Genomic DNA, 22,438 nt, shown 5'->3' on the forward strand with positions numbered 1-22,438 from the left:
GGTTTTCGGAAAAATGCGATCCGGAAACAAAAAAAGAGTGTGCCTCGGACTGCGTATGATCACGGGATACGACGCGAGCGGTCTATCTGCGGCATACGCCGGATCATCAGGCCGGGCGACACACTTCCGCGTAGTGCTTTTTTTGAGGCGGAGCCTTTCCTTTTCGTCATCCTCGGGCTTGTCCCGAGGATCTGCCGACATCAACAAAATCACAGCGTTGCAGATAACAGGGACAAACCCGCGCATGACGACGGAGCGGTTTTCGCCCGTGATCAAACGCTTCCGCAACCTTCGCTTCAAAAGGCGAAAGAGACGTACCGAAGCCGCAAATCAGATGCGTCCTGTCCTGTGGCGTATGATTTCAGTCCGATGCGCTAGACCGCGCCGATCGCTTTCATCTTCTTCAGAACGGCCTGGCTCGGCTCCCCGGTTTCCGGCAGGCGGTAATGTTTCTCGAAATGGCGGATCGCCGCGCGGGTCTGATCGCCGGCAACGCCATCGGCCGTGACATCGCCATAGGCGAGATTGATCAGCCCGCGCTGGATCTGCATCACCAGGCCCGGATCGGGCGGCAGGTCGGCCTTGGAGGCGGAGGCGGCAATTTTGGCCGGGGCTGGAGGATTGTTTTCCGCCGCGCGGATGGCGGCCGCCACGGGGTCGATGCCGCCGGTCTTCAGGTCGGGGCTCTGCATCGGCCGCTCGCGCGGGGTCACCACGGGACCTGCCGGCGCCGGAGCGCTGGCGGCGAGGCTGACGAGCAGATCCTCGCTCGGCGCGCCGGTTTCGGGCAGCCTGGCCTGGCGCTCGAAGCTGCGGATGGCGGCCTCCGTGCGCGGGCCGCGCCGCCCATCCACCGGACCGCTATAGAACCCCGCCGTCTTCAGCGCCTGCTGCACGCGCTGCACCAGGTCCCGATCATCTGCCGTTGCGGGCGTCGCCGGGCCTGCGGCGCTCTGGTCGGGCGCGACGGTCTCGTAGGACACAGCCTCCTGAACGGCCGTCTGCGGGCCAGAAGCGGGCGCGGCCGGGCGGGCCGGCTTCAGGGCGCTGTTCTTCGCGTCGTCGGAATGACCGTCCTCGCGCTCAATCAGGAAGGTGGTGACATTGTCGGGCGTCGCCTGCGTCGATGCCAGACGCTCGGGCTGGGGATGGGTGAAAGGCAGGCGCGTGCGCAGCCAGGGCGCGGGATGCTGTCCCGGCTGATACCAGAGCGCATTGGCGGCGACGAAGGCGAAGACGATGGCAAACAGCGCCGAGCCGCCAAAGGCGCCGGGGCGGCGCCCGGCCAGCCAGACGATGCCCTGGAGCAGGCGGAGGAACAGGCCGGGACGGTCCGCCCTGCCCTTCTGCCGGCCGGCCGGCTTCTGCGAACGAGCGCCGGCCGCTTTCACGGCCGGGACTTTCGACGCGGACGGGGGAGCGTCAGGCGCTTTTGGCTTGCGGGCCATGGGCGGTGCCTCCTTGTCGCAAGGCCACCTCGCCCGGCGCGGCCTGTCGGCCACCGTCGACGCGGGTCGTCAGACGAGGAGGGAATTCGACGGGCGCCGGCGGCACCGGCTGGGCCTCCGGCTGCGGAACGATACCGGAACCATCCACCGGCAGCGTCACGGTCATCACGGTGCCTTCGCCCGGACGGCTTTCCACGGTCAGCCGGCCGCCATGCAGGGCGACCAGGCCCTTGACCAGCGCCAGGCCGAGGCCGGTGCCTTCGTAGCTGCGGGAATAGGCATTGTCGATCTGCATGAAGGGCTGGCCGATCAGGGCGATCTTGTCGGCGGCCATGCCGATGCCGGTATCGGAGACGACGAGCCGGATCTGGTCGCCATCGGCCTCGGCATCGACGGTCACGAGACCGCCGCGATCGGTGAACTTGATGGCGTTGCAGACGAGATTGATCAGGATCTGCTGCACGGCGCGGCGGTCGGCATTGAGCTCGCCGACCGAGCGGGCGATGCGGCTGGTCAGCTGGACGCCCTTGTTCTCAGCCTGAAGCTTGAGCATGGCCTCGCAGGCCTTGACCACGCCGCGCACCTCGAAAGGCTCGGCGATCAGCTCGTAGCGCCCGGCCTCGATCCGGCTCATGTCGAGCATGGTGTTGACCACCGACAGAAGATGGCTGCCAGACTGATGGATCAGCGAGACATATTCGCGCTGGCGGTCATTCTCCAGCCGGCCGAAATATTCCCCGGCCAGCACGTCGGAAAAGCCCATGATGGCATTGAGCGGCGTGCGCAGCTCATGGCTGACGGCGGCGAGGAAGCGGCGCTTGGCCTCGTTGGCGCTCTCGGCCTGGGCGGCCTTTTCCGCCGCTTCCTGGCGCAGCAGCACCTCGGCCGACATGTCGCGCGTCTGCACGACCACCGTCATCGCGTCGTCAGGGCCGCAGAGCGCGGTCATGTCGCAGCGCATATGCACGAACTGCGTCTGCTCGCCGGAAAGCGTCGCCCGCTCGAAGCGCAGCTCCACCGACTGGCTGCCCGCACCCTGGCGCAAGCTGTCGAGCGCGCGCAGGAACAGGATCCGGTCGGAAACATGGATGTGATCGAGGAAGCCGCGGCCGGCGAGCGGGCGCATCCACTGGGTATAGGCGGCCTGATCGCGGCCGCGCACGGCCAGAACATGGCCGGCCCTGTCATGCACCGTCACCAGGCCGACGAAGCGGTCATAGATGGCAAGATCATCCGCGGGGTCGCGCACAGGCGCCAGCTCGGTCAGGTCCGGGCGATCGCCGGCGATGCGGCGCACCAGCGCGATTCCGGCGACGCCGGAGAACAGGGCGCCTGCAAGAGCAAGCGCGGAGCCGGCCGGCAGGGCGATGGAGGCCGGAACGAGGGTGGCGAGCGCTGCGGGAAAGAGCGGCAGGGCGACGACGGCGCCGAGGCCGACGCGGCGGACAACCATGAGTTCGGCGGGTGTGACATCGTCCTTGGCGGTCGGCCGCGAGAGCCACTTGCGCGCGACGGCATCGACGCGCTCCGCAACCCGCTCACACATGCTCCGCAATACGCTCAACGCCGGACCCTGTCGTCATTCTTGCGCCGGTCTAGCCGGACTTATGCGGGGCGGAACCGGTGGCCGACCCTCATGGTCGCGCTCCTTCTGCCCATGGCGAATCTCGCATTCCGGCCTTAACGAAAGGATAAATCATGCCATTGTGCCGCGCGAAATGGCGCATCCGGCAGGTGGTTCCGGCGCTCTCCCACGGCATTGCTGACAACATGGTTAACGGCGCGTAAGCCCTGATTTCACGGGGTTTTCGCCTTGCGGTTAAGCTTTGCGGCGGCGCGAAAGCGCGTCGGGCCCGGCGCTGCAGGCTTGCCAGCCGGTTCGCGCGCCATAATGCTTAACACCGGTCATTCAAATGCCGCGAAAATTCGATTCAAAAGCCGAAAGGCGGCATTTGACGAAAATTCGTGGAAAAGGCCGGCGAATCCTGAAAACGGCTTTTGTCGACTCGGCCCCTAGGTTTTGCCTGTCGCCCGGAACAGACCGGCGGCAGGAGACTTTGAGTGTGGTCGCGGTGGAGGCGGAGAGATGTGGTTTTTGATCAAGGGCGGCTTCTGGTTCGCGCTCGTGCTCGTGCTCCTGCCCTTTCTCGTGCCCGGCGAGAACAAGGCCGGCCACGACCTGGCCCAGGTGGACATGGGCGCCACGGTCTCGGCCGCCACGGAGGCGCTGAGCTATATCGGCGCGCTGTGCGTGCAGAAGCCCGATGTCTGCGAAAAGGGATCGGAAACGGTGACCGTGCTCGGGCAGCGGGCCCGTGATGGCGCACGCATCGCCTATGAGTTCCTCGACAAGCAGTTTGCGGGCGGAGAGGCCACGGTGACCACGGGGACGGTACCGGCAGGCCCGGCGATAAAGCCCCACACTGCCGCCCCGCATGGCGCAGCGGCCCAGGATGCAGCCACCCGTGAAGCCCATGGCGAGCCTGCCCGCACGGCCGAGGCCGATGGCGGCGCCGAGGTGGAGCCGGCCAATATTCCCGTGCCGTCGCGGCGGATCGCGCCGGAGGGCGCGCTTTAGGCGATCCACGCTTGGTCATATCCATGCGCGCCCGGATCCGCCCGTAGCCTGATCCACCCATGCCGGCACCATAGGCGGTTCTCAAGCCGCACCGGCTTGGCTATAAGGGCGCCATGACCCAGCCCGCTTCCGTTCCGCCGCTTGCCGACATTCTCGAAAACTGCGCCTTTCTCGACGATTGGCAGGATCGCATGAGCTATGTGATCGAGCTCGGCCGGGGGCTTCCGCCTCTGCCGGAGGCCGACCGCACCGCCGAGAACAAGGTTCAGGGCTGCGCCAGCCAGGTCTGGCTCGTCAGCCGGGCCGAGCCTTCGGGCGATGCGGGCGATCCCGTGCTCCATTTCAAGGGCGAGTCGGATGCGCATATCGTGCGCGGCCTCGTCGCCATCGTGCTGGCCATCTATTCCGGCAAGCGCGCCTCCGAGATCCTGGCAACCGATGCGCTGGCGCTGTTTTCGCAAATGGGGCTGATCGAGTTCCTCACCGCCCAGCGCGCCAATGGCCTGCGTTCGATGGTCAACCGCATCAAGGCGGAAGCCGCCGCCGCCCAGGCCGCCTGAGCCGGCTTCGTCCGACGCATGGGATTTCCTGAGAGCCGACCCGTCGTTTCGGTCCGATGCCCTAGGGTCAGGACGCTAGTCCTGCGCCCCCGCCTGCCAGCGATGTGCGCCGCGTCGGCGCGGCGGCGGCTGGTAGTGGCGCGCAAGCGCCAGCAAGGCGGCGCGCAGGAGAAGCTTGGCCGAGCGGGCCGGCCATTGGCGCTCACGCTCCACCGTCTCCAGCCCCTTCTCGAAGCAGCAGACATCGAGCGCGACACCGGACAGTTCCGGGCCGATCGCCTCGATCGCCGCCGCCACGCGCAGGCGCGCGGCCATGGCCGAATCGCTGATCTCGGGCGCCGCCGCGCCGGCCCCGCCCGGGCGGCTTTCCATGCGCGGGCTGTAATCCATGGTCAGGCGCGGTTGCAGGCCGCCGCGGGTGAAATCGGCATGCAGCCGCGTGGCGGCAGCGCAAGCCTCCTCGGGCAGGAAAGGTCCGCCGCTCTTCTCCTTCAGCCGGGACAGGAGCGCGAGCGGCGACTCTGCCCGGTTCACGGTCACTGTCGCGCGGCCATCCTCGGTGGCGATCTCCAGGCGCTCGCGGGCGCCATGCTGGGCGGCAAAGGCCTCCTCCTGCGGGGCCAGTTGCCGGCGCAGATGCGCCGCCGCTTCAGGCCGCACGAGGATCTGCCCGCCCCGGCGCGTCAGCAGGCCGCAGGAGATGGCGCGGGCGAGAAGCGCGCGCGCCACGGCATGCTTGCCCTTCGCATCCGACAGGGTCTCGCGCCCCTGCGCATCCGGCGGCCCCAGGGTAAAGGGCCCTCCCCGCGACACGAAGCGCAGCAGCGCGGTCCAGGCCATGCGTTCCCGACGGTCAAGCATCGATGGCGCCCCCTTGGGCAGCGCGCGGAAACACGGCCTGCACCACCCGCTCCAGCGTGGACAGGAAGGCATCGTAAACCGGGTCGTCACGCAGATCCTCGACCACATTGCAGGCATGGCCGGCGGTGGTGCGGTCGCGGCCGAAGCCCGCGCCGATATCGGTCAGCGACATCTGCAAGACCACATGGCACAGATACATGGCGATCTGGCGCACATGGCAGCGCGAGCGCCGGCGGCTGCGCCGCATGGCCACGCGCTCGGAGGCAAGGGCCGCCATTTCCTGCACCAGGGTCTGCACCGCGCTGCAGCGTTCGCTTAAGGCCGCCGCCGTTCCCTTCACGCCCGGCACCGGGCGAAGAGGGGGCTGGTGTGGCGCCGGCGCGCTCATCCGGCCGGTGACGGCGGCCACCGGCAGCGGGCGCGCCGGAGCCTCGGATGGAAAAATGGATGCAGCCCGATGCTCCGGGTTTTTGTTTTCGCGCCGGACTTTTTTGAAAGCCGGTTCCCAAATCTCGGTCGGGCGCTCCAGGCCGCCCGCCGGAACAGGCAGGACCGCGTGATCGGTTCGATGATGCAGCATGAGCGACTCCTTTCGATATAGGAAATTGTTCCTATTCTATGCCGCGCTAATTCGAACAAATCAAGAACATTTCTAGGGATTTTTGCGCCATGCGCAAGCGGAGCGGGAATCGTCGCATGCGCTATCCCCGGCTTTTGGCCGGCCCTCGGATGCCATCAAAGCTTTCTTCACGCTGAGGGCGCCACAACGCAAAGCCTCCGCTTTCCCGCTTGAACCGGAGGGCGTGGCTTAGTAAATATTTACTCGGATTCGGGCGCATCCCGATTGCGGTCGGGGGCGGACAGGCAGGCATGGTCACCATCAAGGAAATCGCCAAGGCGGTCGGGGTCTCCTCGGCAACGGTGTCGCGGGTTCTCAATTACGATCCGGCCCTGTCGATCTCGCCGGCCAAGCGCCAGGCCGTGATCGAAACGGCAGAGGCTCTGAACTATGCCACGCCGCGCAGCCGCAAGGGACAGGTCGGCGCGCCAGTGGCCGGCCCGGCGCAGGCGCGGCTGGCGATCGTGCATTTCCTGCAATCGACGGAGGAACTGGCCGATCCCTATTATATCGGCGTGCGGCTCGGCGTCGAGGCGCGCTGCCGCGAGATCAAGGCCGAGATCGTCCAGATCTTCCATGCCGACATGGAGGCCGACCCGCAGGTGCTGCAGTCGGTGGCGGGCACGATCGTCATCGGCAAACAATCCGACGACCGGATCGACTGGCTGGCCGAACAGGGCCGCCCGCTGGTCTTTGCCGATTTCCTGCCGCCGCGCGAGCGCTTCGACGCGGTGCACTGCGATCTCGATACCGCCACCCGCCGGATGCTGGACGCGCTGAAACAGGCCGGCTACCGGCGCATCGCCTTCATCGGCAGCCACGAACATCTCAATGGCGAGACGCAGCGCTTCGGCGAGCGGCGCTGTCGCGCCTATATCGACTGGATGACGGCGGAAGGCCTGTTCGACCCGGCTCTGCTGGTGCTGGGCGACTTCTGCAATTCCGGCCAGAACCTGCGCCTGGAAGCCGGCTACGCCCTGGCGCAAGCGGTGCTGACCGTCACGCCAAGGCCGGAAATTCTGATGACGGCCAATGACAATATGGCCATCGGCGCCTACAGGGCCATCCGCGAGGCGGGCCTGTCCATCGCGGGCGATATCTCTGTGGTCTCCTTCAACGACATTCCCGTGGCGCAATTCCTCTCCCCGCCACTCTCCAGCCTGCGCATCCAGGGCGAACATATCGGCGAGACGGCCGTGGACCTTTTGGCCGAGCGGCTGGCGGGGCGCGGCTACGTGAAGACGGTGACGATTCCCGCTGCCATGCAATGGCGCGAAAGCTGCCGCCCGCCGGCGTGAGCGCAGGCTTTTTCGCCACGCGGCAAAGACGCGGACAGCGCGGGCCTAGCAGGCCTTCGCCTGCCCCTGCTTTCGCAGCCGGGAGGGCCATGGGCATCCGGAATGGTGCCGAAAAAACGCTGTTTTTCAAAGACCTTCGGCAGCCGTCATGAGGCGGTGGTCTCACCGACAGCACCCGGTCCGCACCTTCGCAGGCGCAATAAATATTTACTAAATTTCTCTTGCGCAGCATGGTTTTTTAGGAAATAGTCTGCGCCAGGACGGGGTTGGAGCCGTCCGTTACGATCGACATCTGGGAGGACGTCCATGGGTAAATCGAGCCTGAAGGCGCGCTGCGCCGCCCTGTTGCTGGCGGGCGCCAGCGTGCTGGCCACATCCGCCGCCTTTGCCGGCGAGATCAAGGTCTGGTGCTGGGATCCGAATTTCAACGTCGCGATCATGAAGGAAGCCGCCGCGCGCTATGCCAAGGACCATCCCGACACCAAGGTGACGGTGGTGGACTTCGCCAAGGCCGACGTGGAGCAGAAGCTGCAGACGGCGCTTTCCTCGGGAACGACCGACGGGCTGCCCGATATCGTGCTGATCGAGGATTACGGCGCGCAGAAATATCTGCAGTCCTTCCCCGGCGCCTTCGCCCCCATGTCGGGCAAGGTCGATTATGCCGGCTTCGCGCCCTATAAGGTGCAGCTGATGACGGTCGAAGGCCAAGTCTATGGCATGCCCTTCGATTCCGGCGTCACCGGGCTCTATTACCGCAGCGACTATCTGGAACAGGCCGGCTTCAAGCCTGCCGACCTCGAAAACATCACCTGGGATCGATTCATCGAGATCGGCAAGACGGTGACGGAGAAGACCGGCAAGAAGATGATCGGCATCGACGTCAATGATGCCGGCTTCACCCGCATCCTGATGCAGTCGGCCGGCCGCTGGTATTTCGACAAGGACGGCAATCTCGACATCACCAAGAACCCGGCGCTCAAGGCCGCGCTCGACGTGCAGCAGAAGATCTTTCGCGCCGGCATCCATCGCCCGGCCTCCGGCTGGACTGACTGGGTCAGCGGCTTCACATCAGGCGATGTCGCCTCGATCACCACGGGCGTCTGGATCACCGGCACCGTCAAGGCGCAGGCCGAGCAGTCCGGCAAATGGCGCGTGGCGCCGATCCCCTCGCTCGGCATCGACGGCGCGACCCATGCCTCCAATCTCGGCGGCTCCAGCTGGTATGTGACGGAAAGCTCCAAGACCAAGGACGAGGCGATCGACTTCCTCAACACGGTCTTCGCCAAGGATGTCGACTTCTACCAGAAGATCCTCACCGAGCGCGGCGCGGTCGGCTCGCTGATGGCGGCCCGCAAGGGCGAGGCCTATAATCTGGCCGATCCGTTCTTCGGCGGCGAGAAGGTCTGGCAGCACTTCTCCGACTGGCTCGCCAAGGTGCCCCCGGTCAATTACGGCGTCTTCACCAATGAGGTCGACACCGCCGTCAACGCCCATCTGCCGGAGCTCGCCAAGGATGGCGTCTCGGTCGACAAGGTGCTGTCGGAGATCGAATCCCAGGCGCAGGGCCAGATCCAGTAGGCTCTAAAGCGCGAGCGAGCAGGTCGGGCGCGGGTGCTTCGGCTTGCTTGCCGCCGTGACGGGCGGCGGAATCGGTGGTTCGCTTGGGTCGTCATCCCCCGGCCTTGTGCCGAGGATCTGCCGCGCTCGATGCATCACGGCTTTGCAGATGCTCGGGCCAAGCCCGAACATGACAGCCCCTTTGGCGTCCCGATCCCGCAGCTCCTTCCCGGCCAGGGACTGCGCGCCGGTCCCCTGCCAATCATCCCGCCGCGGAGCCAAGGCCGCGGCGTGCCTTCTCTCGCGGAATCACCCGAGGTCGCCCATGGCACTCTCTGTTTCTGAACCCTCTTCCGGCCGGTCCTCCCAGGGGCGCGCCGGCGCGCGCAGCGCAAGCCTCAATGGCTGGCTGTTCACCGCGCCGGCGCTCGCTCTCATCGGCATTTTCCTGGTCTATCCGATCCTGCGCTCGCTGGTGCTGTCCTTCTATGCCGGCAAGGGGATGATGCTGAAGCCGGCGGGCTTTTCCAACATCGTCCGGCTGTGGAACGATCCGATCTTCCTCAAGGCTTTGGTCAACACCACCACCTTCTTCGTGGTGCAGGTGCCGATCATGATCGTCCTGGCGCTGCTTCTGGCCGGCATGCTCAACAGCGACCGGCTGCGCTTTGCCGGCTTCTTCCGCACCGCCATCTTCCTGCCCTGCGTCGCCTCTCTCGTGGCCTATTCCGTGCTGTTCAAGGGCATGTTCGCGGTGGATGGCGTGGTCAATTCCACGCTGATGGCCATCGGCCTCGTCGATCAGCCGATCGGCTGGCTGACGGATCCGTTCTGGGCCAAGGTGCTGGTGATCCTCGCCATCACCTGGCGCTGGACCGGCTACAACATGATCTTCTACCTCGCCGCCCTGCAGAACATCGACAAATCGATCTACGAGGCGGCGCGCATCGACGGGGTGCCAGCCTGGGCGCGCTTCCTGCACCTGACCGTGCCGATGCTCAAACCCGTGATCCTCTTCACCACGATCATCTCGACCATCGGCACGATCCAGCTGTTCGACGAGGTGTATAATCTCACTGAAGGGCGCGGCGGGCCGGCGGATTCCACCATCACCCTGTCGCTCTACATCTACAACCTGACCTTCCGCTACATGCCGAGCTTCGGCTATGCGGCCACCGTCTCCTATGTGATCGTCGTCATGGTCGCCGTGCTCTCCTTCCTGCAATTCTACGCCGCGAGGGACAAGGCATGAGCCTGTCAGCCACCACGCCCGTCACCGGCGCCCCGGCGCGGCCTTTCCTGCGGCATCTGGAGCGCGCGGGGCTTTATCTCGCGCTCTCCGTCGCCGCCTTCCTCTCGGTCTTTCCGTTCCTGTGGATGCTGGTCAGCGCCACCAATTCCTCCGGCGAGATCATCCGCGGCAAGCTCGGGCTCGGCGATCAGTTCTGGATCAACCTCGACAACTTCATGACGCAGGTGGACCTGCCGCTGGTCATGTGGAACTCGGCCAAGGTGGCGGTGCTCTCCACCGTGCTCACCATCGCCGTCTCCTCGCTCGCCGGCTATGGCTTCGAGATGTTCCGCTCGAAGATGCGCGAGCGGCTCTATTCGCTGGTGCTGCTCACTTTGATGGTTCCCTTCGCCGCGCTGATGATCCCGCTCTTCATGATGATCGGCCAGGCGGGGCTCATCAACACGCACATCGCCATTCTCCTGCCCTCCATCGCCTCGGCCTTCATCATCTTCTACTTCCGCCAGGCGACCAAGGCCTTCCCGACCGAGCTGCGCGATGCCGCGCGCGTGGACGGGCTGAAGGAATGGCAGATCTTCTTGTTCATCTATGTGCCGGTGATGCGCTCGACCTATGCGGCGGCCTTCGTCATCGTCTTCATGACCAGCTGGAACAACTATCTCTGGCCGCTGATCGTGCTGCAGTCCAACGAGACCAAGACGATCACCCTCGTCGTTTCGGCGCTCGCCTCGGCCTATTACCCCGATTTCGGCGTGGTGATGATCGGCACGATCCTCGCCACCCTCCCCACCCTCATCGTCTTCTTCGTCATGCAGCGCCAGTTCGTGGCGGGCATGCTCGGTTCCGTGAAATAGGATGTCGACAATGCGTCAGATGGAAAGCTTCAACGCCGGCTGGACCTTCCGCCAAGGCTTCGATGCCGCGAAGGCCGGCGCGCGCCAGGCCGGCGAGACCGTGCGCCTGCCGCACAGCGCCGTCGAGCTGCCCTATAATTACTGCGACGAAACCAGCTATCAGAAGGCCTTCACCTATCAGAAGGTGCTGGCTTATGACGGCCGCTTCGAGGGTCACGAGGTCTCGCTGGTGTTCGATGGCGCGATGGCCGACAGCGTCGTCTTCGTCAACGGCCAGCAGGTCATGGCCCATCCCGATGGCTACACGCCCTTCGAGGCCCGGCTGACCCCTTACCTGAAACCAGGCGACAATCTGATCACGGTCAAGATCGACGGCTCGGAAAACCCTGCCATTCCGCCCTTCGGCGGCATGATCGACTATCTCTGCTATGCCGGCATCTATCGCGATGTCTGGTTGAAGGTGGCGCCCAAGCTGGCCATCGCCCATCTCAAGATCGAGACGCCGGAGGCGCTGGCGCAAACCAAGAGCGTGACGGCCCGGGTCGATCTCGCCGCCCATGACGGCGCAGCGCTCGAGGGCACGCTGACGGTGACGCTGACGGATGCCGAGGGCGCGACGCTCGCCACCGCGCAGGCCCAGGTCGACGGCGCGCGCATGCTGCTGACGCTCGATGGTCTCACCGGCCTTTCGCTCTGGGACATCGACAATCCCGTGCTCTATCGCCTGACGGTGGAGCTCGAAAGCGCTTCCGGCCGCGACGCCGTTTCCTCCCGCTTCGGCTTCCGCACGGCGGAATTCACGCCCACCGGCTTCCTGCTGAACGGCAAGCCCCTGAAGCTGCGCGGCCTCAACCGGCACCAGGCCTATCCCCATGTCGGCTATGCCTTCGGCCGCCGCGCGCAGGAACTCGATGCCAATGTGCTGAAGTTCGAACTGGCCTGCAACATCGTGCGCACCTCGCACTATCCGCAGGCGAAGAGCTTCCTCGACCGCTGCGACGAGATCGGCCTCCTGGTGTTCGAGGAAATTCCCGGCTGGCAGCATATCGGCGACGAGGCCTGGCAGCAGGAATCGATCCGCAATGTCCGACGCATGATTGAGCGCGACTGGAACCATCCCTCGATCATCATCTGGGGCGTGCGCATCAACGAAAGCCAGGACAACCACGCCTTCTATGCCGAGACCAACCGCCTGGCGCGCGAACTGGACTCTACCCGCCAGACCGGCGGCGTGCGCTTCATCACCAATTCGGAGCTGCTCGAAGACGTCTACACGATGAACGACTTCATCCTCGGCAATGAGGAAATGCCGGGCAACAATCGCGGCCGGGTGGTGCTGCGCGACCGGGTGGAGACCACCGGCATCGCCAGGCCGATCCCCTATATGATCACCGAATATAACGGCCACATGTACCCGACCAAACGCTTCGATCAGGAGCAGCGCCAGGCCGAGCACGTCACCCGCCACCTGCTGATCCTCGACAAGATCGCCGGCGAAGAGACGATTTCGGGCGGCACCGGCTGGTGCATGGCCGATTACAACACCCACAAGGATTTCGGCGCGGGCGACCGCATCTGCTATCACGGCGTGCTCGACATGTATCGCGAGCCGAAATTCGCGGCCTATGCCTATGCCTCGCAGGGCGATCCGCGCAAGAAGCCGGTTCTCAAACCCGTGACCTACTGGGCGCGCGGCGAGCGCAACATCGGCGGCGTTCTGCCGCTGATCATCCTCACCAATTGCGATTATGTCGAGGTCGCCTTCGGCGACGCCGCGCCCAAGCGCTTCGAGCCCGACCGCGCCACCTATCCGCATCTCAGCCATCCGCCCGTGATCCTCGACGAGCGCAATGTCGATCCCAAGGAATTCGGCACCTGGGGCCGCGTCTGGCGCGAAGGCACGATTGTCGGTTATGTCGACGGCAAGGAAGCGATCCGCGTGATGCTCCCCGGCGATCCGCTGCCGACGCGGCTGGAGATCGCCCCCGACGACACCAGGCTGAAGGCGGGCGAAAAGGATGCCGTGCGCGTGATCCTGCGCGCGCTCGACCAGGGCGGCAATCCGCTGCCCTTCTTCGACGATCCGGTCGCCCTGTCGCTCGAGGGCCCGGGGCGGATCATCGGGCCGGAACTCGCCAGCTTCAAGGGCGGCGGCACCGGCCTGTGGATCGAGGCGGGCGACGAGGCTGGCACGCTGACGCTGACGGTGCGCTCGGCCCCCTTCGGCGAGCAGACGGTTGCCTTCACGGTCGAGGCGTAAGGAAAAGCCATGGCGGATGTTCGTCTTCAGGCTGTCAGAAAGACCTTCGGCGTCCTCGACGTGATCAAGGGCGTGGATCTCGACATCCGCGCCGGCGAGTTCGTCGTCTTCGTCGGCCCTTCCGGCTGCGGCAAGTCCACGCTGCTACGGATGATCGCCGGGCTGGAGGATATCAGCGAGGGCACGCTGACCATCGGCGGCCAGACCATGAACGATGTCGATCCCTCTCAGCGCGGCATCGCCATGGTGTTCCAGTCCTATGCGCTCTACCCGCATATGACGGTGCGCGAAAACATGGGCTTTGCGCTGCGCTTTGCCGGCATGGACAAGCAGGAGATCGCGCGGCGCGTCCAGTCCGCCGCGCGCATCCTGGAGCTGGAACCGCTTCTGGAGCGCAAGCCCAAGGCGCTTTCCGGCGGTCAGCGCCAGCGCGTGGCGATCGGCCGGGCGATCGTGCGCAATCCGAAGGTCTTCCTGTTCGACGAACCCCTGTCCAACCTCGATGCGGAGCTGCGCGTGCACATGCGCGTGGAAATCGCCCGGCTGCACAAGGAACTGAAGACCACCGTGATCTATGTCACCCATGATCAGGTGGAAGCGATGACGCTGGCCGACAAGATCGTGGTGCTGCGCGCCGGCCAGGTGGAACAGGTGGGCGCGCCGCTCGACCTCTATGACGACCCGGCCAATCTCTTCGTCGCCGGCTTCATCGGCGCGCCGCGCATCAATGTCTTTACAGGACAGGTGACCGCGCGGCTGCCCGGCGCGGCGGAAGTGCGGCTGGATGGCTTTGCCGAGCGACGCCTCGTCATTCCGCTCACCGGCGAAGCGCCGGCCGAGGGCACGGAGATCCGCCTGGGCATCCGCCCGGAGCATCTGACCGAGGGCGGCGCGGAGAGCCTGCCGATCGAGATCGACATGTTCGAGCATCTGGGCGGCGAAACCTTCGCCTATGGCCGCTCGCGCTCGGGCGAGACCATCATCGTCTCCACCCGCAACGGCCGCCACCTCAAGGCCGGCCAAGTGCTCGCCGCCGGCTTCGATGCCAGCAAGGCGCTGCTGTTCGACGCAGCCGGGCTACGCATTCGGTAGCGCAGCACATGACACGAAGGTTCGCGCGCCTCGTCCGCCTCAGGCCGCCAGCTTTTCCAGATAGGCATCCGCCTCTTCCGGCACGGCGAACCAGGGGAAGAAGTCGCGCGGATCGTCGAAGCCATTGGCGATGCGGCGTGCCAGCGCCGGATAGGCCTGAGCCGAGCCCATGATGTTGAGCACATGCGGCGGCGGCGGCATCAAGAGCGCATTGGTCCAGCCGACGACGAATTGGGCATAGGCCCAATAGGCCTCGAAGGTCGCGACCATGAAGGCCTCGTCGAAGGGCCGGTCGCCCTGGGCGAGGATGGCGTCGAGATAGCATTTCGCCGCTTTCGAGGCATTGTTGGAGCCCTGGCCGGTGATCGGATCGTTGAGGCAGACGGCATCGGCCATGCCGAGCACGACGGCGCCGGAGGGCAGGCGTCCGACGGGTTTGCGCACGGTGGGGGCGAAGGCGCCGGCCAGCCGGCCATTGTCGTCGGTGAGCGCGATGTCGCGGCAGCGCTCGGCCTCCCAGGGCAGGAAGCTGTCGAGGATGCGCTGCGACACCGCCAGATGCGCCTCGGGCGTCGTCGCCTCCTTCCAGCAGTCCATCGGGCCGCCGGGCAGGCCCTCGAACACCATGATGTCGCAAGGGCCTGACGTGGTCAGCGCCGGGAAGGTGAAATATTCTCCGACGCCGGGGATCAGGTTGAAATTGACGGCGGAATGGTCAGGGCGCGCTTCCATGCCGGTGACATAGGTCAGCGCCAGCGCTCGCTGCGGCTTGTCGAAGGGGGAGCGTGCGGCGTCACGCTCGAACATGCGGGCGATCTCGCCCTTGCCGGCGGCGACGATCACCAGATCGCTGCGCTTGGCATAAGCCTCCAGATCCTCGATCCCGGCATCATGAATGGTCAGGCGGCCGCCGCGCGCGGTGAACTCCGCCATCCAGCGCGGGATCTTCACGCGCTGGTCGACGCTCTGCGCCTTGCGGTCGAGCTTGCCGTTCCAATCCACGGCCTTGCCCGCGCCATCGGGCGCCGGCACCACGAAGTTGATGGAGTCGACAGGCGGACAGCTGTCCTCCCAGAAATTCAGGTCAAGCGCGCGCTCGTTTTCCAGAGCGGTGTGAAACATGCACTGGCTGGACAGAACCCGCCCGCCAGCGATCTCCTCAGCCGTACGGTTCTGGACGACCTCGACCTGATGGCCCGCCGCCAGCAGTCCGCAGGCAAGCTGGAGGCCCGACTGGCCGCCGCCGACGATGGTAAAGGACTTTTCTCTGCTCATCTCATTCCCCTTTTTTGCGAAACTGCTTCTTCTGGCATGTCATTGTCGAAGGTGGGCGCGACGCGCGGGTCCTGTGCTTATTCCATCAGCAGCGGAATGGCCGGCTCGGCCCGCTCCGGGCCCATGGCGGTGTAGCCGCCATCGACGCGCAGGTCGGTTCCGGTGACGAAGCTCGCATGGTCGGACAGCAGGAAGGCCACGGCCTCGGCCACCTCGTCCGGGCCGCCAGTGCGCTTGATCAGGTGAAAGGCGCCGGCCACCTTGTCGGCCTTTTCCCTGACATCGCCGGTCAGTTCCACCATGACATTGCTCCAGGTCCAGCCGGGCGAGACGGCATTGACGCGGATACCGTCGCTGGCGAGATCCATGGCCTGGTTGCGGGTGAGCTGCAGGATCGCGGCCTTGGAAACGGGATAGACCCAGCGCCCGGTCTGGGCGAGGCGCGCGGAGATCGATCCGAAATTGACAATCGCCCCCCGGTTCTTCGCCAGATGCGGCCGCGCGGCCTGCATCAGCACGACTGAGCCGACGAGGTTGATATCCAGCGCCTTCAGCCAGTCGGCGCGCGTGGTCTCAGCGCCATTGTCGAGATAGGTGCAGGCGACGTTGACGAGAAAATCCAGCCGGCCGGTGGTCTCCACCACCTTGGCCACCAGCGCGGCCACGCTGGCATCGCTGGTAATGTCCGTCTCGATGAAATGCGCGCCTGGCACCGCCGCGGCCACGGCGCGGCCGCCCGCGGCATTGATGTCGGCGATCACGGGCGTGACGCCATAAGACGCCAGCACCTCGGCCACGCCGCGCCCGATCAGTGTCGCGCCGCCGGAGATGATCGCGGTCTTTCCGTTCAATCCACGCATGCAGTTCCCCTTTTTGCTTGTTAATGGCCAGGGCTTCGAGGCATGGGCGCGCGCAGGCGCAATCGGGCAGCGCGGCTCGTGCCCCGGCAGTGCCACGGCATCTTCCGATTGTTCTGTGGATGCGATGATCCGGCCCGTCAGGCGATCGCCGGCATGGCGGCAAGCCGGGAGAAGGCGCCGTTGCCATAGATCAGCGGGCCGTCGAGGCAGTCGGCCAGATGCGTGGCGGCCACGGTGCCGATCAGGATCAGATGCGTGCCGAAGGGCTTGACCTCGGCCAGCCGGCATTCAAAGGCGACAGCGGCATCGCCGAGCACTGGCGCGCCGGTCACCCGCCGGTGCCAGAGGCCGGCAGCGCCGAAGCGCTCTTCCCGCGCAAGGCCCGCCCGTCCGGCAAAGACTTCGGCCACGCCTTGATGATCGAGGCCGAGCACGTTGACGGCGAAGACGCCGCTGGCCTCGACCACGGCCGCCACCGAGCTTTCGCGGTTGACGCAGGCCAGCAGCGAGGGCGGATCGGTGGAAAGCGAGCAGACGGCCGTGGCCGTCAGCCCGCAGCGCCGGCCGTCAAGGTCGAGAGAGGTGATGATGGTGACGCCGCCTGCGAGCTTGCGCATGCCGGCGCGAAAATCGTCGCTGCCCATGGTCTGTTCCCTTTTGCGATGGAGTTCGCATTTATTTTATGCTTCAATTTTCAAGGATGATCCGGCAGAGCCCGTCGCTTCGCAATCCGTTTTGCGCGGGCGATTGTCCAGATCCGGCAGGGCAAGCACCCTGCGCCCGCCCGAACGCCCCCGTCTTGATGCCCCGTCTTGAAACAAGGACATGCCGCATGAAGATCGCCAGCCAGACCATCGATTTCTCCCATCACCGGCGGGTGGACACCCGCGCGATCGACGAGGCGCGCGAGGCGATCGGCCGGATCTTCTGTCCGCATTTCCTCGATGTGACCGATCGCGCCCGCGCCCGCTTCCACGCCCGCCATGCCGTGGCCGATGGGCCCGGCTATTCGGTCAACCTCGTTTCCTATGGCGCGGAGGTGGAGATCGATCCGGGGGAGCTGTCGCGCTTCTTCCTGCTTCAGCTGCCGCTCAAGGGGCATGCGCGGGTGCGCTGCGGCACGGCCATGGTGGAGGCCGCCGCCGGGCGGCGCGCCAGCCTGCTGTCCCCGACGCTTGCAACCCGCATGCGCTGGATGGAGGGCTGCGAGAAGCTGATCGTGCTGATCGAGCGCGCGGCCGTGGAGTGCCACGCCGCCGCCTTCGACGGCGGGCGCGACGGGCCTGTGGAATTTTCGCCGGAGATCGATCTCACAGCCCCCGTGGGACGGGCGGCGCTGCAGCATGCCGTCCTGATGGCGGCCGCCGCCGTCAGTCCGTTGCCGCTGCCGGAAGCCTATCGCCTGCTGCTGCGCGATGGCCTGATCAGTCTCCTGTTCAACGGGCTCGGCCACAACCGTAGCGCCCCCTCGCCCCGGCCAGGCACCGTGGATGCACCAGCCCCGGTGCGCCGGGCGCAGGCCTTCATCGAGGCCCACGCCGCCCACCCCATCACCACGGCGGAAATCGCCACCGCCGCCGGCCTCTCACTGCGCAGCCTGCAGGACGCCTTTCGCAAGGCGCGCGGCATGACGCTGATCGAGGCGCTGCAGGCCGCAAGGCTGGAGAAGCTCCGGGCGAAGCTGTTGCGGCCGGAGGAGGCGCTGACGGTCGCCGATGCCGTTTTCGACTGCGGGCTCGGCCATCTCGGCCGGGCGGCTGCGGCCTATCGGGATCGCTACGGCGAAACACCCTCGCAGACGTTGCGCCGGGGGCTGCCGCAGGCGAGGCATGGTATGAGGACGTGAGCAGCGAACCGAAAAGCCGGAACCGCTATTCGGTCCGGCGCTCGGAAGCACGGCGTGATCGCGAAGGCACAATCCGAACCTGCGACAGGCCGGCATACAGTGCGCGATGCCGTTGTCTCTGCGCCGCGCATCACCGCGCCGAGCGCATCCGCGTGATGGTCCGGCCATCGTCGAAGGACAGCACCCGGTTTCGGCCGGCGTTCTTGGCGTGATAGAGCGCCTTGTCGGCGCGGCTGCAGGCGCTGCGCAGATCGTCCTCGCTTTCCCGTACCCGCGCCAGACCGATGCTGACGGTGACGTGCACGATCTCGCCCATCTCGCTTTCGAGCTGGCGGCGCTCGATGGCGGCGCGCATGCGCTCGGCGATCTGGGCGGCATCGCCGGCCTCTACAGGCAGATGAACACAGAACTCCTCGCCGCCATAGCGTGCGACCAGACCATTGCGCGGTGTGAGATGGCGCAGCGTCTCGGCGATCGACTTCAGCACGTCATCGCCGCCGGCATGGCCGAAGCGGTCGTTGATCGATTTGAACCTGTCGACGTCGATCAGCAGGATCACGTCGTCCGCCTTCAGCTGCGGACCGACCGAGCGCTCGAAGGCGCGGCGGTTTGCGACGCCGGTCAGCCCGTCCGTGTCGGCAAGACGCTGCAGCTTGATATGTTGCCGCTCGCTGATCAGCACGGTGACGAGGTAGGTGAACAGGAATTTCGTCACGATCAGCAGGAAAAAGATCGACGCGGGCGAAATCAGCCAGAACTCATTGGTGAGAAACTCCACGGCCGCAACACCGCATAGAAGGCCGCTTGCCCCCGTCACCCCCGCGAGAAGCGGGCGAACCCTGAGCGGCTCCACGGCATTGTCGCGCCACACGACGATGGCGGAGAAGATCAGGCTGGCGCAGGCCATCCCCATGAACAGGGCTCCGCGAACGCTGTCGACTGCATGAAGCCCGGCAAGTGTGGCTGGCGCCATCACCGCCAGCGTCACGCCAAAGACGTGCCATAGCGAGATCCGCCGGCTTTGTCCGCTCAGATGCGTCAATCCCATGGCCCAGAGCGCATAGGCGGCGACGCCCATGAGCAGCGTCGTCCAGGCGAGAATTGCGTAGTTCCACGCCTGGGGATCAAGACCGGCCGCAATGGTCGAGCCGATGGACAGAAGCGCGAAGCAGGCGGCAATCGCCACGACGCCATCCGTATTGGGCAGGGTCCTGCGCATGAACAGAAGCACGATCGCACCGGCAATGTAGGATGTCTTCTGCAGAAGGAGGACGGTCGAAATGTCCACGGTCGTTCCTGATGTTCAAGGAGAGCCTCCGGCCGAACCCGCAAGCCGCGTGCTCTCGCTCTTGTCTTCGCCTTGGAAATCCCCAAAGCCGCTGGTTACTCGTCTTTCCAATGCCAACGTCCGGCAATCGCATGCGGGCAGGCGTCACAGACGGGCGCATCCGACCGAAAGGCGCGAACCGGTCTTCAGAAAAATCCGCTGCAGACCTGAAAACCGACATCATCGACGCGCGAACTGCTTTCCGTTCGATTCTCTCGGCAAAGAGCCTTCTGCAATCCGTCCCGCCGCACGCTGAGACCACGAAGCCTAGTCGCGAATCCTAAAGAAACCTTCCTCACGGGCAAGACCCCGTCGACCGGCACGGGCCGGCATCTATTTGCTGTAGGCGCCGAACCTGTCCTGCGACACGGAGATCCGCTCCACATGCGCCTTGCCGCGCTCGCCGAGCGCCAGCACGACGTCCTGCATCAGCAGATTGAGGCTGAAATTGATGCCGACGGGCAGGCCGAGGAAATAATAGGACTCGCTGGGAAAGACGATGGTCTTGTCGGTCAGCTCCGCCGCCCAGTCGCACAGCTCGTCGCAGAACACGATGACCTCGGCCCCCTCTTCCCGCGCGGCCCGCGCCAGGCGCGGACCATTGGCGCCATAACGAAAGGTGTCGATGATGATCAGCACCTTGCCTTTGGCGCCGGAGGCGAAGAATTCGCCGTACACACCATCCGCGCCATCAAGCACCGTGACGTTGTTGCGGATGTAGCGCAGGCGCATGGCCAGGCCCCCCGCCAGATAATGCATGGTCTGGAAACCGGCCAGAAAGACCGCCTCGGTCTCCGCCACCAGGCGCACCACCTCGCGCCAGAGAAAGGTGCGGCGATGTTCCAGGGCGCAATTGATCGCCGTCAGCGCCACCTGATGATCGCTGTTGAGATCGCGCCCGCCGAGGGACAGGCTGAAATCACCGTAGCGGTTGTCGAGACGGGCGGCGCCATGGGCGTAGAGATCGGCCTTGATCTTGCTGCGCGCTTCCAGCGAGCTCTCATAGCCGAGCTTCTTGAAGAAGCGGCTGACGGTCATCGGGCTGACATCGAGCTTCTTGGCGATCTCGGCGCTGGACTCGATCGCCACGACCTCGGGCCGGCTGAGCAGGTAATCGGCGATCCGCTGCTCGAGCTTGGTCAGGCTCGCCTGCGCCGAGGCGATGGTCTGCGCAAGGTCCGTCATGCCGCGCGCTCCGAGGATCCTGCCCTGCCCGCCAGGTTCGTTTTCATGCCGATACCCCTGTCCGCGCCCCGCACCACCCAGGGCTCAAGCCGGGTGGTGGCGGAATGTTTCGATCATAACATATCACAAGGCACTGTTTTGCAATTCAATTTCTAAAAATTCCCGGCCACTCACGATAGAATGCAAAAGATATGGTACGAAGCAATCTATTTTATTGACGCGCCGCACGATATGAATTTTACTCAGTGCAGAAATTAAAAAGAGACGATGGGGAATCATGAACAGCCAGCCGGGACAGCCATACAGAGCGACCTGACGAGCAGGGCAGCGCGTGAGCGCATGCGGCCTTGAAGGCCCAGCTGTGCGCAACACAGAACGATCAATCTTGAAAAGCCGGCAAGCGCAGAACGCTGCCGGCAACGGCTTCGGCATGTCTGCGGCCTGATGAAAGCGGAATTCGATGCAGCAGGTTTTCGACGGCCATAATGATGTCCTGTTCCGGCTCTGGACGCTGTCGCTTGACGGTCGCGATCCGGTCGCGGCCTTTCGCGATGGCGATGGCGCGGGCCATATCGACCTGCCGCGCGCCCGTACCGGCGGCCTTGCCGGCGGGCTCTGCGCCATTTTTGTCCCCTCCGAAGGCGGCCTCGTCGTCAGCCATCCCGCCACGGACGGCGCCTATGTGACGCCCATGGCCGAGCCGGTGGCCCAGCCGCAGGCGCTGGAGATCGCCAAGGCCATGCTCGGCATCGCCCGCGACATCGAAGCGGGCGGCGGCTGGCAGCTGTGCCGCAGCACGGCCGAAATCCGCGCGGCCATGGCCGCCGGGCGCTTTTCCACCGTGCTGCATCTGGAAGGTTGCGAGCCGATCGGCCCGGATCTGGCCGAACTCGAAACCTTCCATGCCGCCGGCCTGCGCTCGCTCGGCCCGGTGTGGAGCCGGCACAACATCTTCGGCCACGGCGTTCCCTTCGCCTTCCCCATGTCGCCGGATACGGGGCCGGGCCTGACCGAGCACGGCTTCGCGCTGGTCAGGGCCTGCAACCGGCTGGGCATTGCCGTGGATCTCGCCCATATCACCGAACAGGGCTTCTGGGACGTGGCGCGCACCACGGACAAGCCGCTGATCGCCACCCATTCCAATGCCCATGCGCTGACGCCGGTGGCGCGCAACCTCACCGACCGGCAGCTCGACGCCATTCGCGAGAGCCGGGGCGTGGTGGGCCTGAACTATGCCACCACCATGCTGCGCCCCGACGGCCTCGACGATGCGGCGACGCCGCTCTCCGACATGGTGCGCCACATCGACCACCTCGTCGCCCGCCTCGGCATCGACGGCGTCGCGCTCGGCTCGGACTTCGACGGCGCGACGATCCCGCGGGCAATAAGCGATGCCGCCGGCAATCAGGCGTTGATCGACGCGCTCAAGGCCGCTGGCTATGGTGACGACGACTTGAGCAAGCTGTGCTGCGACAACTGGCTGCGCGTGCTGGGCGAGGCCTGGCACGAGGGCGCCGCGAACGACACCGGGCGGCATCAGGCGGCCTGAAAAACCCACGTCCATTC

At 65.6% G+C, this 22,438-nt stretch carries 20 protein-coding genes; 10 read left to right on the forward strand and 10 right to left on the reverse strand.

Translation table 11 applies throughout. The features are described 5' to 3' along the window. Positions 1 to 374: 374 nt before the first annotated feature. Together BJF92_RS22170 and BJF92_RS22175 are read right to left on the reverse strand one after the other, a co-directional pair. Positions 375 to 1,448: a peptidoglycan-binding domain-containing protein gene (locus BJF92_RS22170; protein WP_078058322.1), complete on the reverse strand. Its 1,074-nt coding sequence runs from the start codon at positions 1,446 to 1,448 to the stop codon at positions 375 to 377. Then, the gene (locus tag BJF92_RS22175) at positions 1,423 to 2,994 is read right to left on the reverse strand and encodes a sensor histidine kinase (protein WP_078058323.1); all 1,572 of its coding nucleotides are present in this window, start codon (positions 2,992 to 2,994) and stop codon (positions 1,423 to 1,425) included. Before BJF92_RS22175 ends, BJF92_RS22170 begins: the two co-directional genes overlap by 26 nt. A gap of 540 nt (positions 2,995 to 3,534) precedes the next feature. Here BJF92_RS22175 and BJF92_RS22180 point away from each other — a divergent pair. Together BJF92_RS22180 and BJF92_RS22185 are read left to right on the forward strand one after the other, a co-directional pair. Then, entirely contained in the window at positions 3,535 to 4,026 is a 492-nt protein-coding gene (locus BJF92_RS22180; protein ID WP_075636911.1) for a DUF5330 domain-containing protein, read from the forward strand. Positions 4,027 to 4,139: 113 nt separating this feature from the next. After that, positions 4,140 to 4,586, forward strand: a complete 447-nt coding sequence (locus BJF92_RS22185; RefSeq protein ID WP_075636912.1) for a SufE family protein — start codon at positions 4,140 to 4,142, stop codon at positions 4,584 to 4,586. Positions 4,587 to 4,661: 75 nt separating this feature from the next. On the opposite strand, the gene BJF92_RS22190 is transcribed toward BJF92_RS22185, so the two are convergent. Both BJF92_RS22190 and BJF92_RS22195 read right to left on the reverse strand, forming a co-directional pair. Then, positions 4,662 to 5,447: a DUF6456 domain-containing protein gene (locus BJF92_RS22190; protein WP_075636913.1), complete on the reverse strand. Its 786-nt coding sequence runs from the start codon at positions 5,445 to 5,447 to the stop codon at positions 4,662 to 4,664. Then, positions 5,440 to 5,856, reverse strand: coding sequence for a helix-turn-helix domain-containing protein (locus BJF92_RS22195; protein WP_280938396.1), 417 nt, complete (start codon positions 5,854 to 5,856; stop codon positions 5,440 to 5,442). Before BJF92_RS22195 ends, BJF92_RS22190 begins: the two co-directional genes overlap by 8 nt. A gap of 461 nt (positions 5,857 to 6,317) precedes the next feature. Here BJF92_RS22195 and BJF92_RS22200 point away from each other — a divergent pair, with 461 nt between their 5' ends. From BJF92_RS22200 to BJF92_RS22230, 6 genes are all read left to right on the forward strand, one after another. After that, positions 6,318 to 7,364 (forward strand): LacI family DNA-binding transcriptional regulator, encoded by a 1,047-nt coding sequence (locus BJF92_RS22200; RefSeq protein WP_075636914.1) that lies wholly within the window; start codon positions 6,318 to 6,320, stop codon positions 7,362 to 7,364. A gap of 306 nt (positions 7,365 to 7,670) precedes the next feature. Further along, positions 7,671 to 8,942, forward strand: a complete 1,272-nt coding sequence (locus BJF92_RS22205) for an ABC transporter substrate-binding protein (protein WP_075636915.1) — start codon at positions 7,671 to 7,673, stop codon at positions 8,940 to 8,942. Positions 8,943 to 9,246: 304 nt separating this feature from the next. After that, positions 9,247 to 10,173, forward strand: a complete 927-nt coding sequence (locus BJF92_RS22215; protein ID WP_078058324.1) for a carbohydrate ABC transporter permease — start codon at positions 9,247 to 9,249, stop codon at positions 10,171 to 10,173. Next, entirely contained in the window at positions 10,170 to 11,027 is an 858-nt protein-coding gene (locus tag BJF92_RS22220) for a carbohydrate ABC transporter permease (RefSeq protein WP_078058325.1), read from the forward strand. Before BJF92_RS22215 ends, BJF92_RS22220 begins: the two co-directional genes overlap by 4 nt. Positions 11,028 to 11,037: 10 nt before the next feature. Beyond that, positions 11,038 to 13,287 carry a glycoside hydrolase family 2 protein gene (locus BJF92_RS22225; RefSeq protein WP_075637036.1) on the forward strand — a complete coding sequence of 750 codons (2,250 nt, stop codon included), beginning with the start codon at positions 11,038 to 11,040 and terminating at the stop codon, positions 13,285 to 13,287. A gap of 9 nt (positions 13,288 to 13,296) precedes the next feature. Further along, positions 13,297 to 14,379: an ABC transporter ATP-binding protein gene (locus tag BJF92_RS22230; protein ID WP_075636917.1), complete on the forward strand. Its 1,083-nt coding sequence runs from the start codon at positions 13,297 to 13,299 to the stop codon at positions 14,377 to 14,379. 39 nt (positions 14,380 to 14,418) lie between these two features. Here the strand turns inward: BJF92_RS22230 and BJF92_RS22235 are convergent, their stop codons facing one another. From BJF92_RS22235 to BJF92_RS22245, 3 genes are all read right to left on the reverse strand, one after another. Next, positions 14,419 to 15,654: a styrene monooxygenase/indole monooxygenase family protein gene (locus BJF92_RS22235; RefSeq protein ID WP_075636918.1), complete on the reverse strand. Its 1,236-nt coding sequence runs from the start codon at positions 15,652 to 15,654 to the stop codon at positions 14,419 to 14,421. 77 nt (positions 15,655 to 15,731) lie between these two features. Next, positions 15,732 to 16,514, reverse strand: coding sequence for an SDR family oxidoreductase (locus BJF92_RS22240; protein WP_075636919.1), 783 nt, complete (start codon positions 16,512 to 16,514; stop codon positions 15,732 to 15,734). A gap of 137 nt (positions 16,515 to 16,651) precedes the next feature. After that, positions 16,652 to 17,158 carry a flavin reductase family protein gene (locus tag BJF92_RS22245; protein WP_075636920.1) on the reverse strand — a complete coding sequence of 169 codons (507 nt, stop codon included), beginning with the start codon at positions 17,156 to 17,158 and terminating at the stop codon, positions 16,652 to 16,654. Positions 17,159 to 17,346: 188 nt separating this feature from the next. Between BJF92_RS22245 and BJF92_RS22250 the strand changes: the two genes are divergently transcribed. Then, the gene (locus BJF92_RS22250; protein WP_075636921.1) at positions 17,347 to 18,360 is read left to right on the forward strand and encodes an AraC family transcriptional regulator; all 1,014 of its coding nucleotides are present in this window, start codon (positions 17,347 to 17,349) and stop codon (positions 18,358 to 18,360) included. Between the two features lie 130 nt (positions 18,361 to 18,490). On the opposite strand, the gene BJF92_RS22255 is transcribed toward BJF92_RS22250, so the two are convergent. The 3 genes from BJF92_RS22255 to BJF92_RS25380 form a co-directional block, all read right to left on the reverse strand. Further along, on the reverse strand, positions 18,491 to 19,648 hold the full coding sequence (locus BJF92_RS22255) for a GGDEF domain-containing protein (RefSeq protein ID WP_075636922.1): 1,158 nt from the start codon (positions 19,646 to 19,648) through the stop codon (positions 18,491 to 18,493). A gap of 372 nt (positions 19,649 to 20,020) precedes the next feature. Further along, a complete protein-coding gene (locus tag BJF92_RS22260) occupies positions 20,021 to 20,872 on the reverse strand; it encodes a MurR/RpiR family transcriptional regulator (RefSeq protein WP_075636923.1) in 852 nt (283 codons plus the stop codon). Between the two features lie 123 nt (positions 20,873 to 20,995). After that, a complete protein-coding gene (locus BJF92_RS25380; RefSeq protein WP_143524151.1) occupies positions 20,996 to 21,304 on the reverse strand; it encodes a hypothetical protein in 309 nt (102 codons plus the stop codon). Between the two features lie 28 nt (positions 21,305 to 21,332). On the opposite strand from BJF92_RS25380, the gene BJF92_RS22265 reads away from it, so the two are divergent. Continuing rightward, positions 21,333 to 22,421 carry a dipeptidase gene (locus BJF92_RS22265; RefSeq protein WP_075636924.1) on the forward strand — a complete coding sequence of 363 codons (1,089 nt, stop codon included), beginning with the start codon at positions 21,333 to 21,335 and terminating at the stop codon, positions 22,419 to 22,421. Positions 22,422 to 22,438: the final 17 nt, after the last annotated feature.

Origin of the sequence: Xaviernesmea rhizosphaerae (genome assembly GCF_001938945.1) — a bacterium.
GTDB classification, from domain to species: Bacteria; Pseudomonadota; Alphaproteobacteria; order Rhizobiales; family Rhizobiaceae; genus Xaviernesmea; species Xaviernesmea rhizosphaerae.

What these genes read in the sequence shown, in the direction of transcription:
- BJF92_RS22225 (WP_075637036.1), top strand. Translation starts at nt 11,038, where the DNA reads ATGCGTCAGATGGAAAGCTTCAACGCCGGCTGGACCTTCCGCCAAGGC.
- BJF92_RS22240 (WP_075636919.1), bottom strand. Translation starts at nt 16,514, where the DNA reads ATGCGTGGATTGAACGGAAAGACCGCGATCATCTCCGGCGGCGCGACA.
- BJF92_RS22235 (WP_075636918.1), bottom strand. Translation starts at nt 15,654, where the DNA reads ATGAGCAGAGAAAAGTCCTTTACCATCGTCGGCGGCGGCCAGTCGGGC.
- BJF92_RS22230 (WP_075636917.1), top strand. Translation starts at nt 13,297, where the DNA reads ATGGCGGATGTTCGTCTTCAGGCTGTCAGAAAGACCTTCGGCGTCCTC.
- BJF92_RS22170 (WP_078058322.1), bottom strand. Translation starts at nt 1,448, where the DNA reads ATGGCCCGCAAGCCAAAAGCGCCTGACGCTCCCCCGTCCGCGTCGAAA.
- BJF92_RS22200 (WP_075636914.1), top strand. Translation starts at nt 6,318, where the DNA reads ATGGTCACCATCAAGGAAATCGCCAAGGCGGTCGGGGTCTCCTCGGCA.
- BJF92_RS22250 (WP_075636921.1), top strand. Translation starts at nt 17,347, where the DNA reads ATGAAGATCGCCAGCCAGACCATCGATTTCTCCCATCACCGGCGGGTG.
- BJF92_RS22245 (WP_075636920.1), bottom strand. Translation starts at nt 17,158, where the DNA reads ATGGGCAGCGACGATTTTCGCGCCGGCATGCGCAAGCTCGCAGGCGGC.
- BJF92_RS22260 (WP_075636923.1), bottom strand. Translation starts at nt 20,872, where the DNA reads ATGACGGACCTTGCGCAGACCATCGCCTCGGCGCAGGCGAGCCTGACC.
- BJF92_RS22205 (WP_075636915.1), top strand. Translation starts at nt 7,671, where the DNA reads ATGGGTAAATCGAGCCTGAAGGCGCGCTGCGCCGCCCTGTTGCTGGCG.
- BJF92_RS22190 (WP_075636913.1), bottom strand. Translation starts at nt 5,447, where the DNA reads ATGCTTGACCGTCGGGAACGCATGGCCTGGACCGCGCTGCTGCGCTTC.
- BJF92_RS22265 (WP_075636924.1), top strand. Translation starts at nt 21,333, where the DNA reads ATGCAGCAGGTTTTCGACGGCCATAATGATGTCCTGTTCCGGCTCTGG.
- BJF92_RS22175 (WP_078058323.1), bottom strand. Translation starts at nt 2,994, where the DNA reads ATGTGTGAGCGGGTTGCGGAGCGCGTCGATGCCGTCGCGCGCAAGTGG.
- BJF92_RS22220 (WP_078058325.1), top strand. Translation starts at nt 10,170, where the DNA reads ATGAGCCTGTCAGCCACCACGCCCGTCACCGGCGCCCCGGCGCGGCCT.
- BJF92_RS22180 (WP_075636911.1), top strand. Translation starts at nt 3,535, where the DNA reads ATGTGGTTTTTGATCAAGGGCGGCTTCTGGTTCGCGCTCGTGCTCGTG.
- BJF92_RS25380 (WP_143524151.1), bottom strand. Translation starts at nt 21,304, where the DNA reads ATGCCGAAGCCGTTGCCGGCAGCGTTCTGCGCTTGCCGGCTTTTCAAG.
- BJF92_RS22185 (WP_075636912.1), top strand. Translation starts at nt 4,140, where the DNA reads ATGACCCAGCCCGCTTCCGTTCCGCCGCTTGCCGACATTCTCGAAAAC.
- BJF92_RS22215 (WP_078058324.1), top strand. Translation starts at nt 9,247, where the DNA reads ATGGCACTCTCTGTTTCTGAACCCTCTTCCGGCCGGTCCTCCCAGGGG.